A 16154-nucleotide genomic window follows, 5' to 3' on the forward strand; every position below is an offset into this window, starting at 1 on the left:
TTAAATTGATTTATGTGATTAAAACAAAATATTCAGACATTTTCTTTTTATATTAAATTGAACTCATATGATTAAAGAACAATACAAGTATTCTGAAATTACTTCAAAAATCATCAAAGCTGCGATGTCAGTTCATGGTTCGTTTGGAAATGGTTTTCAAGAGTTAATCTATCAAAGGGCTTTAGAGATTGAAATGTCAGATATGGGATTAGTTTTCGATAGAGAATTGGAAATGCCCATATTTTATAAGGAACAACTAATTGGCTCCAGGCGTGTAGATTTCTTAGTAGAAGGGGTTATTTCGGTAGAATTAAAAGCAATCACAAAATTGGAAGATGTCCATTTTGCTCAAGCTATAAACTATTTGGAAGCATATAATCTGGAAATCGGTTTGCTAATCAATTTCGGAGAAATAAATTTGAATTTCAAAAGACTTACTAACAAGAAATTCAAACCTGAAGTGTGAAAGATACAAAGTCTGAAATATGATACAAGTCTGAACTATGATTTATATGATTTAGGTGATTGAAACCCAATCATAGAAATCATAATAAATCAAACAAATCATAGTTCAGACAACTCATAATAATCATCCCCAATCAAACAAATCATAGTTCAGATATTATTTGTCATGACATATAAAATATGATTGCAAAATGTTCGTTTTGTATAATACTTATATTTGTATTATATAGAAAATTAACGTTTTGTAATCATTTTATTAGGAGTGTTTTTTATGAGTAAAATCATTGCTATTACCGGTGCTACAGGAGCCCAAGGCGGAAGTCTGGCTCGTGCTATTCTGAACGACCCGCAGAGCAACTTCAAAGTTAGGGCTATTACGCGCAACCCAAAATCTGAAAATGCCATGAAATTGGTTGAAATGGGTGCCGAAGTCGTCCAAGCTGATTTAGACGATGTGGACAGTTTACGCCGTGCTTTCGAAGGTGCTTATGGCGTATTTTGTCTCACCAATTTTTGGGAACATTTTTCACCTGAAAAAGAAATCCAACAAGCCGCTAATTTGGCACAAGCTGCTAAAGATGCAGGAGTCAAACACGCTGTCTGGTCAACTTTTAGTGATACTCGCAAATGGGTGCCATTGGATGACGACCGTATGCCAACTTTGCAAGGCAAGTACAAAGTTCCTCACTTGGATTCCAAAGGCGAAGCCAATGCAAAATTTGCTGCCCTTGGTGTACCTACAACTTATTTGCTGACATCATTCTATTGGGACAATATGATATACTTTGGAATGGGTCCACAACGTGGTCCTGATGGCGTATTGGGTTTAACATTGCCTATGGGCGATAAGAAATTGCCCGGCATGGCAGCTGAAGATATTGGCAAATGTGCTTACGGAATTTTCAAAAAAGGTGATTCGTATATCGGTAAGACTGTAGGAATTGCCGGTGAACATTTGACTGGTTATGAGATGGCTTCGGCTCTGACTAAAGCAGTAGGTCAAACTGTACGCTATAACGATGTCCCGGCGGATGTTTATCGCGGATTTGGTTTCCCGGGTGCCGATGATTTGGGGAATATGTTTCAATTCAAACGTGATTTCAACGATGTTTATTGCGGTGAACGTAATTTGGACGAATCACATGCACTCAATCCTGAGCTCCAATCTTTTGAAAAATGGTTGAACGTAAACGTTTCGAGAATTGCTATTCCGGAATAATTTGCTTATTGAAAAAAATTAAATCAACCGCAGAGATTATGCTCTACGGTTGATTTTTTTTGCTTAGAATTTTCTTTCAATTGTAACCGGTCTGAGCATATTTTCGGGTTTGAGAACTTCGTCTAATTGCTCTTTGGACATATAATTCGATTCGAGAACTAAATCATAAACGCTTTTTCGTGATGATAGGGCATCTTTGGCGAGTTTTGTACATTTTTCATATCCCAGAATCGGGTTGAGAGCGGTTACAAGCCCGATGCTATTATAGACTAAATCGCGGCAGTGTTCTTCATTGGCTGTGATTCCGTCAATACAACGATATTTTAATGTCATCATCCCGTTTGTGAGCATTTCCATTGATTCGAATATTGATTGTGCGATAATAGGCTCCATTACGTTTAGCTGGAGCTGTCCGGCTTCAGCAGCCATAGTAACAACAATATCATTTCCAATCACTTTGAATGCAATTTGGTTTACAACTTCCGGGATGACCGGATTGACCTTGCCGGGCATAATTGATGAGCCGGGCTGCATAGGTGGCAAGTTGATTTCTCCCAATCCTGTTCGAGGTCCCGAACTAAGCAGTCTCAAATCATTACAAATTTTGGATAATTTCATAGCAAGTCGTTTTACTGCCGAAGAAAACATTACAAAGCTGCCTGTGTCTTGGGTTGCTTCAATCAAATCATGGGCTAAAACGAGCGGCATATTGGTTTCTTCACACAGATGTTTTGTAACTAATTCGCTGTATCGTGGGTCTGCATTAATTCCTGTTCCGATTGCTGTGCCACCCATATTGATTTCGAGGAATAGTTTTGAGTTTTCGTGCAATCTCAGCACTTCTTCTTCGAGCGTGACTGCATACGCAGTAAATTCCTGTCCCAATGTCATTGGTACGGCATCTTGGAGTTGCGTACGTCCCATTTTGATAACATTTTTGAACTCTTTCGCTTTTTTTCTGAAGGATTCTATCAAACTTAATAGTATCTTTTCGAGCTTTTTGCTGTCATAGATAAGTCCGAGCTTGATAGCTGTCGGGTAAACATCATTAGTAGATTGGGACATATTGACATGTTCGTTGGGGTGGCAATGCTCATTTTGTCCTTTTTCATATCCCATCAATTCGAGTGCACGGTTTGCAATTACTTCGTTAGCATTCATATTTGTTGATGTACCGGCACCACCTTGCACCATGTCCACAACAAAATGGACGTGATATTTGCCATTCTTGAGTTCTTCGCAAGCACGTACAATCGCATTTTTCATGTTTTCGGGAATCAAACCAAGCTCGTAATTGGCTTTAGCCGAAGCAGACTTGACTTGTGCCAATGCTATAATAATTGACGGGTAATGCCCAATTGTGACACCCGTGATGTTGAAATTCTCCAATGCTCTCAAAGTTTGGATACCATAGTAATGCTCGAAGGGAACTTCTCTATCTCCTAACAAATCGTGCTCATGGCGAGTTTCCCCTGAGGCATATTGTGCAGATGCACCTATAACCATTGTTGTCGTCAAGCTCATACGTCGAGAGATAACGCGAGAAATCCGAGCTAAAGTTTTGTGAACTAAGGTAGGGTGAGTAGAGAGCAATTTATCAAATTCTACTCGGCCTATCACCAAGGTTTTAGTTGGTTCGATAGCACGTGTGGATGTTGAATGAGGATAATCGTCCAATAAGGAGCCTTCGCCCATGAAATCGTTATTTTCAAAAATTCGTAAGACTTGGTCAATCCCATAAACATCTTTTTTTAGCAATTCAACTCTACCGGTGACTACCAAATACATCGCTTGACGAACTTGATGCTCTTCGAAAATCATTTCGCCGGCTTGGAAATCTTTTTCAGTGATTATCTCTGATAGTACAGCTATCTCAATATCATTCAGGTCTTTAAATAATTCAATTTGTCTAATCATAATTTTATTTGGGTCTTGTTTCATAATAAATCAGAATTTGTAATTAAAACATTCTCAAAATTACAAAATTTTCATTTAACTATCGCGTAATATACAAAAATAATATGAATTTTTAAACTAAAATATTGATTCTGCCGTGTCTAATTTTGACGCTTAGTCTAAACCATGTGCTAATGTGATTTTTAAACATTTTTTAGGTGATTATATGAGAAAGTTGTTTACTTCTATCATTCTATTTGCATTTTTAAGCCTTTTATCAAGTCAACCGAACTTATTCGGTCAAAGTGAAGGCGGCAGAATAGCATTCGGCTTCAATGCCGGGGCTACCAAATACTGGGGTGAGCTGACTGACAATCAGTTTTGGCTTGGTGGAGACCTTTTCTTACGATATACCATTGTACCAAACTTCTCACTCCAAGCTACATTTGGGTTAGCACAATTACGTTACAAAACGGATAAAGACGCTTTGAGCAAATACGCTACATATTTTGGCGAAAATGCTCAACAAGGCGACATATATCCGGGTTTTGAAAGCATAGGTTCGCCGAGAATTCAAGAAAAGAATTCGACGCGGATAAACACTTATGAATTATACGGTACATTGAATCTCTTCCCGTCACAAAAATTCGTTCCTTTTTTGTTTGCAGGTGTTGGGATGATGAATTTTGAACCAAAAGCCGGTGATACAGGCTACGATGGTTCACTTCCGAACAATGCCCTTGGCAAATACGAAAAAAATCTTTTCGTAATACCTGTCGGAGCGGGTTTTGAGATGTACATAACAGATGATTTTGTATTTAGCGGTCGTGCAACTTTGAGATTGACCGGAACAGATTACCTCGATGACCTGTCCCCATTAGAAGATGCGGCTGCAGATGCGGCTGATGACTTGTTTATGACATTTGGCTTAGGTTTCACGTACTATATTTATGGTGAAACTGATTATGACAAAGACGGTCTGTCAAATGTTCGTGAAAGAGCTTTAGGAACAGACCCTTACAATCCCGATTCTGACGGAGACGGATTACTTGACGGCGAAGAAGTTTATACATATTTTACTGACCCATTGAAAGCTGATACTGATGGTGATGGTTTGAACGATTACGAAGAAATTTTCACTTATAAAACATCACCTGTCAGAGCAGATTCTGATGCTGACGGACTTAATGACGGTGAAGAAATTGCTCGTAAAACTGACCCAAATAATCCTGATACTGACGGCGACGGCTTACTTGATGGCGACGAAGTCCATAAATACAATACTGACCCACTAAATCCGGACACCGATGGAGACGGTTTGAGTGATGGCGATGAAGTTCTTACTCACGGCACTAATCCGCGAATGAAAGACACCGACGGCGACGGTTTGAGTGATGGCGATGAAGTCAATATATATAAAACTAATCCTACTCTCGCCGATACAGATGGTGACGGTTTGACTGACGGGAATGAAATTAATATTCACAAAACTGACCCATTAAAACGTGATACAGATGGTGACGGTCTTGATGACGGTGCCGAAATAACTACTCATGGTACTGACCCGCTTAATCCTGACACCGACGGTGATGGACTAAGTGATGGAGATGAAGTTCGTAAATATAATACAAATCCACTTAACCCTGACACTGATGGAGACGGTTTGAGTGATGGTGACGAAGTTCTTGTCCATAAGACTGACCCTCTGAACATTGATACTGATGGCGATGGTTTGCGTGACGGACTTGAAGTTCTGACTTACAAAACTGACCCACTCAAACCCGATACTGATAATGATAAGCTCACAGACGGTTATGAAGTATTTCAGTCGCATACTGACCCACTCAATCCCGATACTGACGGTGATGGTATTATTGACGGCGAAGATAAATGTCCCCTTACGCCGGGTGTTGCAAATACAGAAGAACCGGAAAGACACGGTTGCCCACCTGCACCAAAAATAGGGACTAAGACAGACTTCCCTGACATATTATTCATCGTGAATACAGATGAATTTAATTATGATATGCCGGGAACTGCTCCGAGTTTGGCTAAATTACTTGACTACGTAACACAATGCGAAGGTTTGCAAATCAGACTTGAAGGTCATGCTTCGAAAGAAGGTTCAGCAAAACGTAATCAAGAACTTTCGGACATGAGAGCAAAACGCGTTCGTGCATGGTTGATTGAGCAAGGTGTGTCTTCTGACCAAATTCGCGGTACTATTGGTTATGGTTCATCGCAAGAAAAAGTACCTGAACCAACAGGTAATGCTTTGAAAAATATATCGAAAGATGAATTGGAAGCTATCAGAAAGCAAAATCGCCGTATTACAGTCGAAATTGTAAGAACTTGCGACGAAGGTAAAAAGAAATAACATTATTTCTGATTGATAATATAAAGAGGCTATCTCAAAAGGATAGCCTCTTTTTTTTTATAATTCTCAACTCCGCTTTCTTGTCCTGACAGTTGTTACAAAGACAGGACGAGGATTATAAAAGACGTCCGATAACAGCTTTAAATTAATTAAGATTGACTTGGTGGATGCATATCGTCAGGTGTAACATCTGACGGGACAAAAATCCCTATGTCACAAATTTCCAACATCAATTTTCCATATTGTATGTTCGTTTATTGCTAACAGAAAAAAGCTTTTCGAGATATGCAAATGGTATTTTCGCCATTTTGAGCCGAAGCGATGAATCAAGGTTTCATTTTAAACATGGATTCCTCCTTTTTTTCAAAATTGCAAGGGACTTTTTGGTGCGCAAGTTTAAGTCCCTGAATTATTTTTATGTTGCTTAACTTATATAGTTTACAAATAGAAAGCTAGTAATAAATATAATAGTTTAAGATTTTATTCGTAGTGCTTTCTGATTTAAAACAAGGAAGTAATTAATTATGTTTAGATTATTATTACTAATAATTTTTCTCTGTACAGTAATAAACTCCTATGCTCAATGGGTGAGAGTAGAGCAATTGCCGCAGATTTATTTTACCGGTATTGCTCTTAATAATGAAACAATATTTGTAGCAGCAGACACATGCATTATTTTCAAAAGCACCGACAAGGGGAAAAATTGGCAAAGTATAAACTTTGACTATAATGAAGCCGGAGCTTCAACAATCGCATATCTGAATGGTAAAATCTATGTGGGAACAAATGCCCATGGCGTTTATGTCAGTACTGATAAGGGTAATTCATGGAATAATAAAGGTCCCTCAATGATGCCTGTCTCGGGTTTTTCAGAATTTAAAGGTAAAATTTATTGCTCAACTTTGGGAGACGGTGTTTTTGTTGAGTCAACAAGCTCTTGGGTGCGAATGAATAACGAATTACCCACCTATTCCCAACAAATATACACAATGACTTCGACTCCTAATAATTTACTTATATCAGCAGGGTCTAACGGTGTTTGGTACAGATACGATTTTGAAATTGGTAAATGGATTGAAGGGTATTTTTACGAGGGTTTATCTCCCGGAATGGAAATCTGGAAGATGATTTATGATAACGGTAGCTGTTACGCTTCAGCACGAAATAGAATATTTTCGAGTACAAATGATGGTGAAAAATGGGTCCAAGATATTGTGGGTACAAAAAATGGTACAGACAGGATAATGTACGCCGGAAAAGAACATATATACGCACTCACAAATTCAAACATGGTTGGTGTCTGGATTCAGAAGCGTTATAAGAATTTGCCAGCCGGCTCCTCATGGAGCAACGATGAGGAGTTTGTTAGTGGCATTTACGCTTTCGACATCCTCGAATACGACGACATGCTTTTCCTTGCAACCGACAGAGGACTTTATATAAAGCACTTAAGCAATACTCATGTTGACTATGAAAATTCAAGCCAGGTTGAAATTTTTCCCAATCCGACTTCAGACGGTTTTGTTCAAATCAGGAATTCAGAAATAATTAGTAAATATGAAATTTTCGATTTAGCAGGTAGAATTATCCATAAAGAAAACATCAATGATAATGAGCTTGTTCTTTCTTTAGACCTCGATTCGGGATTATATTACGTATCCATAAATTGTTTAAACGGACAAAATTTTTATATCCCTCTATTAGTTGTTAAATACTGATATATTCACTAAATATTGGTCATATATGGTAAACATCATGCGACTGCAATAACATTTTTACTCGTACGTGCCTTTTCTTATGAAAAATCAATGTATCATGATTAAAACAAATCATGCATCAAACTCTTCCGGGGATGTAGGTATTTCATATTTTCAAAAAAGTACAGATGAGAAACCAACTAAGGTTTTAGCTTATTTTAGTTCATTTTAGGGTATGGTAAGATGTATGCTTATATGAAAAAAAGCTTATTAATTGTTCTGATTATACTCTTCCTATCCTCCGTTTACGGTCGTACACAGGTACTGTTTATAAATGAAATCATGTCGTCCAACAACAAATTCTACTTTGACGAAGACGGAGATGATAGTGATTGGATTGAAATTTACAACAATTCCGGCGAGCCTGTCAATTTGGAGGGATATTGCTTGTCTGATAAATCTAAACAACTTTGTCGCTGGTCATTCCCGGATACTTCAATTCAGGCTTACCACTATCTAATTGTATTCGCATCGAACAAGAATCGGGCTGAAATAGGCAAAGAGTTGCATACGAATTTTGCAATTGCCAAAGCAGGTGAGGATATTTTTCTCAGTTATGGCGGAGAAATAGTACACATGCTGCCCGCAAAGGAACTTGAAACTAACACGAGCTATGGGCTCTTCCCCGATGGTAATAGCCAAAGCTTTGTTTTTGTAAACCCAACTCCAGGCGAAGCCAATTTTTACCAAGATTCAAATGAACAATTGCAATTTTCGCACGAAGGTGGGATTTACGAGAATACTTTTAATCTGGAAATTATCAACCCTAATCCCGAAAAAAGGATATTTTATACCACTGACGGTAGCACTCCTACTGCAGAATCATTATTATACGAATCCGCTCTGGTACTCGATTCTTCCTTTCATTCACAGCGAAACATATCCCAAATTTTGATTACACCGCCTTCGGAGCACCAAGCACCTGACATTTCGGATGTCCCAAAGGCAATAATCATCAAAGCTGCATATTTTGACGAAAATGGCGACATGATTAGCGATGTTACAACTCATTCGTACTTTTTCAAATCCTTAGGTATAAATCATAATAGCCTTCCAATAATCTCGATATCAGCGGATTATGATGATTTATTCGATGAGAGCATCGGAATTTTAGTTCCGGGTGTTAATTGGGATTCAACTAATCCATTTTTGTCCGGAAATTATATGTTAAGAGGTGATACTTGGGAACGAGAAGCATATGCCGAATTTTATGAATCAAATAATCAAATAGGATTTAAGCAAAAGGTAGGTCTAAGAACGCATGGCACTTCTACACGTCGGAATCCACAAAAAGGTCTCAAAATCTATGCAAGGAGCAAATATGGTTTGTCTAAATTCAATTACAAGTTATTCGATGATAGAAAAACTGATATTTTCAATACTCTTATTTTTAAACCGTTTACAGCCTCATGGAATTTTGCGGGTGCTGAGGATTACATTTGCAATAAAATAGTCGCCGGGCTGGATGTTGATGGTGTAGCATCGCGACCTGCTATATTGTATCTCAATGGAGAATACTGGGGTATTTATTATATTTCAGAAAGAATTGATGAAGAATATTTAGAAACATATCACGATATTGACCCCAATAATGTTGATATCATTGGCGATTGGCAGGGTACTCCGAATTGCGGAGACAATACTGATTATCTGGAGATGTATGAATTTGTCAAAAATAATGATTTTTCCGTTTACGTAAATTATAATGAAATCAGTAAACTAATTGATATTAACAATTTTATTGATTATCAGATTTTCCAGATATATGTCGCAAATTACGATTGGCCCGCAAATAATTTCAGATGCTGGCGTTCAAAAACTCCCGGTAGCAAGTGGAGATTTGCTTTCTATGATGGTGATGCTTGTTTGATGAACTACAAACTTGACATGTTCGAACGTTCAACAGACACAACAACTACACATGGACCAACTCATATCGGTGCTACATTGATTTTCAGGAAATTGATGGAAAATGAGATGTTTTGCAATAAGTTTTTCGCTCGAATGGAAGATGTTTTAAATCAATTTTTATATTATCAAAATACCTTTGTTTTTTATAATATTGCATATCAATTTTTAGAACCTGAAATCACAACACTCATCAACCGATTTTCAATCTCCCATCATTACGTATATTGGATATATATTATGGATGTAATAAATGAATTTTTAGAGAAAAGAAGTTGTACCATATTAGAGCAGGTTTACTCAAAATATGGAATTGAGCTTGATATTAATGGATGTGTTCCCATTTCAGTTGACCCCGGAGGTGGGCTGGACAAAAATCCCGGATTTTCCCCCAATCCATCTAATGGCAACTTCAGGGTTGATTTTACGCCCAATTTTTCAGGCAAATATGACTTTTTTCTAATTAATTTATTTGGAGAAAAGATTAATTTAGAAAGCAGATATTTAAAGAAAAAGTTAACATATACTAACTTGTACAGAGTATCTTTATCACCCGGAATTTATTATATTGTAATCCAAGGCGATAAGGAGTATCGTTCAGGGAAAATAATTATAATCAATTATTAAAATTAAATCTATTCTTTCTCGGCAATATAGATATAAACCACTCCGAATTGTAATTTAGTAAAATTGATGTTTTTCAGTTCGGGTGACGTTTGCATAATTTCCACGAAACGCTTTCCGTATGGGAACTCAAGCGATGTTTGCGGCAAATATGTATAAGCATCAGGGTGTTTAGTCAGTATTTTGCCGATTTCGGGCATAATGTGCTTGGCGTAAAACTTATAGACGCCATAAAATCCTGCATCCGGCGTACCAAATTCCATTATCCCCAATTTGCCGCCACTTTTGAGCACGCGTGTCATTTCGGCTATGGCTTTTTCGATTTCGGGAATGTTCCGAATACCGAATGTCATTGTAACATAATCGAATGTTTCTGTCGGCAATTCGAGCTTTGTGGCATCACCAATTTTGAATTCGATGCAATCAAATGAATTTCGCGAATTTGCTACTTCAATCATTTCTTCAGAAAAATCTACTCCTGTGATTGAGCAATCATGTTTCAGTGCCTTTGCGAATGCGAAAGGGAGGTCTCCGGTGCCGGTTGCTACATCAAGGATTGCATTACCGGGCGTGGGTTCGAGCTGCTTTATGAAATATTTTTTCCAGCTGCGGTGTCTCCCAAACGAGAGTATATTATTGGCGGTATCGTACTTTTTTGCGATTTCGTCAAACATTTTTTTAATCTGTTCGCTCTTTTCAGTTTTCATTTTAGTATAATTTTAGCTATATTTAAAATATATATGACACTAAGTCCCGAAAATATATTGTTAATTGGTTCGATTTTACTGTTCATCAGTATTTTTGCGAGCAAGACATCGGGCAAATTCGGGATACCGTCTTTGCTCATTTTTCTAATCGTAGGTATGTTAGCCGGTTCAGAAGGTATTGGCAACATTCATTATGATGACCCGGGAGTAACGCAGTTCCTGGGTGCACTTGCGTTAGCATTCATAATATTTTCCGGTGGGCTTGATACTAAGTACAGTAGCATCCGAAGTATTGTTTCAAAGGGAATTCTGCTTTCAACTTTGGGCGTTATCATTACTGCCGTTGTAGTTGGCTTGTTCACACATTTTGTTCTCGGATTCCCCATGTATAAAGCGATGCTTCTTGGGGCAATAATTTCATCTACTGATGCCGCCGCTGTATTTTCAATTCTTCGCTACAAAGGTGTAGATTTAAAATACAATTTGCGACCCACGCTCGAACTCGAATCCGGAAGTAATGACCCGATGGCTTATGTGTTGATGCTGACTATAATCAAGTTGATTACCGTGCCTGATTTGTCCATGGGTGATATGTTCGTTTTTCTAATCATCCAATTTACTTTGGGTGCGGCAATCGGTTATGTAATGGGCAAAATGATGATTACCATAATTAACAAAATCCGGTTAGATAGTGACGGGCTCTATCCGGTATTGCTCATATGTCTGATGGTTTTCACATATGCCGTGACAAATTATATCGGTGGCAATGCTTTTCTGGCGGTCTATATTGCCGGAATAGTGCTCGGCAATGCGAATTTCATCTACAAAAAGACGCTGATGAAATATTTCGAAGGCATAGCTTGGCTTTGGCAAATCATTTTGTTCCTTGCATTGGGTTTGCTCGTTTTTCCATCAGAAGTTTTGCCGTGGATTGGAACAGGGGTTTTGATTTCGCTTGTCTTAATTTTCGTAGCCCGCCCGATAGCCGTGTTCTTGTCACTTACATTTACTAAGTCAATTTTTCGTGAAAAGCTCTTTTTGTCATGGGTTGGGCTTCGTGGAGCAGTGCCGATTGTTTTTGCTACATATCCTCTTTTGCTCGGCATCGAATACGCAACGGAGATATTCAATATAGTATTTTTCATTGTTATTATTTCGATTTTGTTGCAAGGCACAACGCTGACTTGGGTGGCGAAGTTGCTCGGGGTGCAGGGCGAGAGCGTCAAAAAGAAAGAAAGCCCCTTTTCTGTGGAATTATCGGAAAACGTTGTGAGCGAGCCATTAGAATACGTTATCGGAGAGACGAGCAAAGCAAATGGTAAAAAAATATCCGATTTACATTTGCCCAAAAGCACCTTAATAGTTTTGATATATCGTGACGGCAATTATGTAACTCCACGCGGCAGCACTATAATTCACTCAGGAGATATACTATTTATCATGACTGACGAGCTAAATGCAGTTCCCCAACTTGATGCTTGTCTTAAGAATTGATTGAGTTGAAATAATTTTCAAGTACTTTGAAGCGGTAGTCGAAAATTTGCTCCAATTTCTTACGTACAAAGATTGAGTGGGCGATTCGTCCCAAAATCCCGAAAGGCAAACCATAATAAACTGTATCTTCCATAATCACACCTTCGTCTGTAAGTTTGAATTTATGTGTATGATGCCAAAATTTATAAGGTCCGAATCGTTGCTCATCAACAAAATAATTTAGCCTATCGAGGTGAGTTATTTCAGTCACCCAATTGACCGGCAATCCGGCTATAGGAGAAATTTTGTATGTGATCACCAATCCGGCGTACACTTCTGTTGGCAATTCGCTCGTAACAATAAAACCCATATCCTTCGGCGTGATTTCTTTTAGATTAGTCGGGTTGGAAAAGAAGTCCCATACAAAGTTAATGTCATGCTTAATCAACTGCTTTCTATTTAATCTGTAAATTTTCATTATATTTAAATATTGTAGATAAAATTTTCTTTACTAAAAACACATGAAATATAGAATAGTATTCAACGTTTTTATTTTAGATGAATGGCGCAATTCAAATATCGAAAAAATTCTTTCACAGATTATTAGTATTTTCTGTGATTTTGTCAATGCTGTCAACACTTTCTGTTGATTTGTGGCATTCGCATAATCACGATGGCGACGACAATTGTGCCCATTCAACTTGTTGCGATTCACATTCCAACAGTCCCGATGATTCGGGCGGCACTTTAAATCAAGGGAAATGGATAGAGTCTCATTCTAATGATTGTTTGCTTTGCTTGGCAGTTAAGTTCCAATTTGCGAAATATTTCCAATCTAATGATACACCAAAAAATTTAATCGAAGAAAATTTTACTTTTTCATCAGAATTTGCCAATCCAACGATTAAACAAAATCATATAAATAGTGGCAGAGCTCCACCCTTAGCTTAAAATATTATTATAGAAATTTAAATTAGCAATTTTAATTCAAATAGATTGTAAGCCTATAAATAGTAATGGTTTACATGCTTATATATTATATTATTTCAATCAAAGGAAAATAAAATGAAAAATATTTCAATGTTAATTCTCGCTCTTTCAGTTCTGATATTTTTAAACAACTGCTCAGATGATACCCATTCACCCGCAGACCATTTCGACCCCGAAGGTTGGGTATTCATTGACGAAACGGGTGCAAGATTTATGCAGATTTATCAAGGGAAATTCAAATCCGGCTCGGATGAGGAATTCATAGTGCCTTATGAAAACGATACAGACCATTATAAGATTAAATTTTTAGACAAAAACGGTAAGGAAATAGACCCACCCACTTCTGAAGATTACACTCTTTCTTGGGAAATCAAAGACGGTAGCAAATTAAAATTGGAGCAGCATGACGGCGAAGAATGGGAATTCCATCTCGAAGGCTTGAAACTCGGCGAAACTGAAATCCAATTCCATGTCTATCATGACGGACATTCTGACGTAAGGTCGGGATTTATTAAAGTAAAAGTGGAAGATGTGGACTAAATTCTCATTTATATTGCTTTTCTCTCTGATTATGGCATTTGAAGAATCAATTTCGGCTCCGTTGACAGTAAAAATCAGCGGAGTCGTACTTGATGCTCGTTCCGGTGAGCCCGTGGTCTCTGCATATGTCCGAATAAAAGAATTGAAAAGCACTTGCTATACCAACGATTTCGGAGAATTCGAGGTGCTTGATGTCCCTATTGGGCATTACACTTTGATGATAGGAAGAATTGGCTATAAATCATTTGAAACTTTTATTATGGCAAATGGCGGAAGTCGCAATGTATTCGAGATTGTTCCGGCTGACATAAGCTCAGCGTCTATCGTCGTATCGAGCCATCGATATGTTTCGCCACTTGAGATTAGCAAAATTCAGCCCGATTTAGAAGCTAAGGAGCTACGAATTGCCACTGCAAATACTTTAGCCCAAACGCTATTGTCTATGCCCGGTATCGAAATCAGGAGTATGGGACCTGCTGTAGCTGCTCCGGTAATTCGCGGGCTCAATCCGGCTCGAATCACAGTACTCGAAAATGGCAGCCAAATTAACGATTTGTCCGCCACTTCTGCAGACCACGCTCAAGCAACGGAAACTTCGGGCATCGAAACTATTGAGTTTATTTCGGGGGCAAAAATGCTGACTAAAACGTCTTCTGCGTTCGGTAGTATTATCAATATCAAAAACAACAGAATCCCACTAATTATGCCTGCCGAAGCGATTTACGAAGGGAATGTGTTCCTCGAGAGTATGAACACGGGCTATAACATCGGCTTGCGAACAGATTTTCCACTCGCAGGATTGGCTTTTAATGCTATGGGGAATTTCCGAAATGCCGATAATTACAGCTCTGCCAACAAAACATTGGATAATACTGAGTTCCGCAATTATACTTTTTCGCTTGGCTCTGCTTATATTAAAGATGATTTTACAATCGGCGCTTCAGGTGATTATTATGCCAACGATTACGGTATTCCGGGCGGATTTGTCGGCGCTCATCCCAATGGAGTTAATATCGAATTATTTTCACGAAATTTTAGAGTATTTTCCGCATATCACGCTCACGAAAGCCTTTATGATATAATTACTTTAAATATTTTGCACTCCTTTTATAAGCATACAGAGTATGAGAGCAGCGGATTAATTGGTGCTCAATTTATTAAAAATGATAATAGAATTAATATTGATTTCGCAACTTTTGGCGATAGTTTTTTCGATAACGGTAATTACGGTTTTGAGTATAATTTCACAAATCGAAAAAGTGGGGGATATGTATTTACACCGAATACGGACAAACATAATTTTGCTGCATATATTCTCCGCGAACACGATTTCGATTTCATGTCATTTTCCTCATCTGTCAGATACGAATACACAAAGCTAATTCCCGAGGAAAGGATTGGCATAGACAAAGATTTGCTTATCGAGCGTACTTTTTCGGGCTTGAGTTTTGCACTTTCGACTTTATTCCCGATTACGGATGATTTAAAAGTAGGATTTACGATTTCAAATTCGAGACGTAGCCCGATGAGCGAGGAATTGTACTCTGCTGGTCCACATTTGGCAGCATATTCCTACGAAGTCGGCAATCCATATCTGGGAATCGAAAGCGGAATTGGCGCCGAATTTAATACTTTTTACAGTAAATCTTTTATTGATGTGAAAATTGGTGCATTTGCGTATGATTATGCTCATTATATTACTTTTAGACCGAGTGGTGATACCAATTGGGCACAATTCTTGCCAATTTACAAATCAGACGGTGTGAAAGCATTGCTTTATGGCGTTGATGCAGTCGTAAAGTTCAATTTCACCGACAAGATAAGTTTGAATAATGTGGCATCTTTTGTAAATGCTACAAACAAAAGCGACAATCAGCCATTGCCCTCAATGCCACCGTTTAAGTTTCATTCGGATTTGCGATGGAGCAATTCATCTCTAATCGCCGGTGTCCGCCTCGAAGTAGCATCTGCTCAAAATCGAATTGATTCATTCGAGCAAGCTACCGATGCCTATTGGATTGCAGGGCTTTATGCAGGGTATTCATTTGTGAGTTTGGGGTTCTTGCACGATTTATCGCTAAATATTGATAATATTTTCAATGCTGAATACGCAAATCACTTATCGAAAATTCGCACAATCATGCCCGAACCCGGCAGAAATTTTCGCTTGAATTACAAGTTTTATATTTAGAGAATGC

At 38.1% G+C, this 16154-nt stretch carries 12 protein-coding genes and 1 pseudogene; 9 read left to right on the top strand and 4 right to left on the bottom strand.

The genetic code is table 11. The features are described 5' to 3' along the window. Nucleotides 1-67 precede the first annotated feature (67 nt). Nucleotides 68-466 (top strand): GxxExxY protein, encoded by a 399-nt coding sequence (locus tag M9949_05435; GenBank protein MCO5250850.1) that lies wholly within the window; start codon nt 68-70, stop codon nt 464-466. Nucleotides 467-736: 270 nt separating this feature from the next. Further along, on the top strand, nt 737-1684 hold the full coding sequence (locus tag M9949_05440) for an NmrA/HSCARG family protein (protein ID MCO5250851.1): 948 nt from the start codon (nt 737-739) through the stop codon (nt 1682-1684). Between the two features lie 63 nt (nt 1685-1747). On the opposite strand, the gene aspA is transcribed toward M9949_05440, so the two are convergent. Next, nucleotides 1748-3190 carry an aspartate ammonia-lyase gene (gene aspA / locus M9949_05445; GenBank protein MCO5250852.1) on the bottom strand — a complete coding sequence of 481 codons (1443 nt, stop codon included), beginning with the start codon at nt 3188-3190 and terminating at the stop codon, nt 1748-1750. Between the two features lie 132 nt (nt 3191-3322). Beyond that, nucleotides 3323-3472 (bottom strand): annotated as a pseudogene (locus M9949_05450) (cyclic nucleotide-binding domain-containing protein). Between the two features lie 334 nt (nt 3473-3806). Here M9949_05450 and M9949_05455 point away from each other — a divergent pair. The 3 genes from M9949_05455 to M9949_05465 all read left to right on the top strand — a co-directional run bounded on the left by M9949_05455 (nt 3807) and on the right by M9949_05465 (nt 10249). Then, entirely contained in the window at nt 3807-5957 is a 2151-nt protein-coding gene (locus M9949_05455; GenBank protein ID MCO5250853.1) for an OmpA family protein, read from the top strand. 524 nt (nt 5958-6481) lie between these two features. Then, nucleotides 6482-7675 carry a T9SS type A sorting domain-containing protein gene (locus M9949_05460; protein MCO5250854.1) on the top strand — a complete coding sequence of 398 codons (1194 nt, stop codon included), beginning with the start codon at nt 6482-6484 and terminating at the stop codon, nt 7673-7675. A gap of 234 nt (nt 7676-7909) precedes the next feature. Continuing rightward, on the top strand, nt 7910-10249 hold the full coding sequence (locus M9949_05465) for a CotH kinase family protein (protein MCO5250855.1): 2340 nt from the start codon (nt 7910-7912) through the stop codon (nt 10247-10249). Nucleotides 10250-10257: 8 nt separating this feature from the next. On the opposite strand, the gene ubiE is transcribed toward M9949_05465, so the two are convergent. After that, a complete protein-coding gene (gene ubiE, locus M9949_05470) occupies nt 10258-10953 on the bottom strand; it encodes a bifunctional demethylmenaquinone methyltransferase/2-methoxy-6-polyprenyl-1,4-benzoquinol methylase UbiE (GenBank protein ID MCO5250856.1) in 696 nt (231 codons plus the stop codon). 33 nt (nt 10954-10986) lie between these two features. Here ubiE and M9949_05475 point away from each other — a divergent pair, with 33 nt between their 5' ends. Beyond that, a complete protein-coding gene (locus M9949_05475) occupies nt 10987-12447 on the top strand; it encodes a potassium/proton antiporter (GenBank protein MCO5250857.1) in 1461 nt (486 codons plus the stop codon). Here the strand turns inward: M9949_05475 and M9949_05480 are convergent. Beyond that, nucleotides 12437-12904 carry an SRPBCC family protein gene (locus M9949_05480; protein MCO5250858.1) on the bottom strand — a complete coding sequence of 156 codons (468 nt, stop codon included), beginning with the start codon at nt 12902-12904 and terminating at the stop codon, nt 12437-12439. The two genes, M9949_05475 and M9949_05480, sit on opposite strands and share 11 nt — an antisense overlap. Before the next feature lie 149 nt (nt 12905-13053). On the opposite strand from M9949_05480, the gene M9949_05485 reads away from it, so the two are divergent. The 3 genes from M9949_05485 to M9949_05495 all read left to right on the top strand — a co-directional run bounded on the left by M9949_05485 (nt 13054) and on the right by M9949_05495 (nt 16147). Further along, the gene (locus M9949_05485; GenBank protein MCO5250859.1) at nt 13054-13377 is read left to right on the top strand and encodes a hypothetical protein; all 324 of its coding nucleotides are present in this window, start codon (nt 13054-13056) and stop codon (nt 13375-13377) included. Between the two features lie 114 nt (nt 13378-13491). Beyond that, entirely contained in the window at nt 13492-13956 is a 465-nt protein-coding gene (locus M9949_05490; GenBank protein ID MCO5250860.1) for a hypothetical protein, read from the top strand. Further along, complete coding sequence (locus M9949_05495) at nt 13946-16147, top strand: TonB-dependent receptor (GenBank protein ID MCO5250861.1); 2202 nt, start codon at nt 13946-13948, stop codon at nt 16145-16147. Before M9949_05490 ends, M9949_05495 begins: the two co-directional genes overlap by 11 nt. The last annotated feature ends 7 nt before the right edge of the window (nt 16148-16154 follow it).

Origin of the sequence: Candidatus Kapaibacterium sp. (genome assembly GCA_023957315.1) — a bacterium.
Taxonomy (GTDB): Bacteria; Bacteroidota; Ignavibacteria; order Kapaibacteriales; family UBA2268; genus PGYU01.

Bases quoted from the DNA above. Each gene is read 5' to 3' on its own strand.
- M9949_05495 (MCO5250861.1), top strand. From the start codon at position 13,946: ATGTGGACTAAATTCTCATTTATATTGCTTTTCTCTCTGATTATGGCA.
- M9949_05455 (MCO5250853.1), top strand. From the start codon at position 3,807: ATGAGAAAGTTGTTTACTTCTATCATTCTATTTGCATTTTTAAGCCTT.
- M9949_05435 (MCO5250850.1), top strand. From the start codon at position 68: ATGATTAAAGAACAATACAAGTATTCTGAAATTACTTCAAAAATCATC.
- M9949_05485 (MCO5250859.1), top strand. From the start codon at position 13,054: ATGCTGTCAACACTTTCTGTTGATTTGTGGCATTCGCATAATCACGAT.
- M9949_05480 (MCO5250858.1), bottom strand. From the start codon at position 12,904: ATGAAAATTTACAGATTAAATAGAAAGCAGTTGATTAAGCATGACATT.
- M9949_05475 (MCO5250857.1), top strand. From the start codon at position 10,987: ATGACACTAAGTCCCGAAAATATATTGTTAATTGGTTCGATTTTACTG.
- M9949_05490 (MCO5250860.1), top strand. From the start codon at position 13,492: ATGAAAAATATTTCAATGTTAATTCTCGCTCTTTCAGTTCTGATATTT.
- M9949_05460 (MCO5250854.1), top strand. From the start codon at position 6,482: ATGTTTAGATTATTATTACTAATAATTTTTCTCTGTACAGTAATAAAC.
- aspA (MCO5250852.1), bottom strand. From the start codon at position 3,190: ATGGTTATAGGTGCATCTGCACAATATGCCTCAGGGGAAACTCGCCAT.
- M9949_05440 (MCO5250851.1), top strand. From the start codon at position 737: ATGAGTAAAATCATTGCTATTACCGGTGCTACAGGAGCCCAAGGCGGA.
- ubiE (MCO5250856.1), bottom strand. From the start codon at position 10,953: ATGAAAACTGAAAAGAGCGAACAGATTAAAAAAATGTTTGACGAAATC.
- M9949_05465 (MCO5250855.1), top strand. From the start codon at position 7,910: ATGAAAAAAAGCTTATTAATTGTTCTGATTATACTCTTCCTATCCTCC.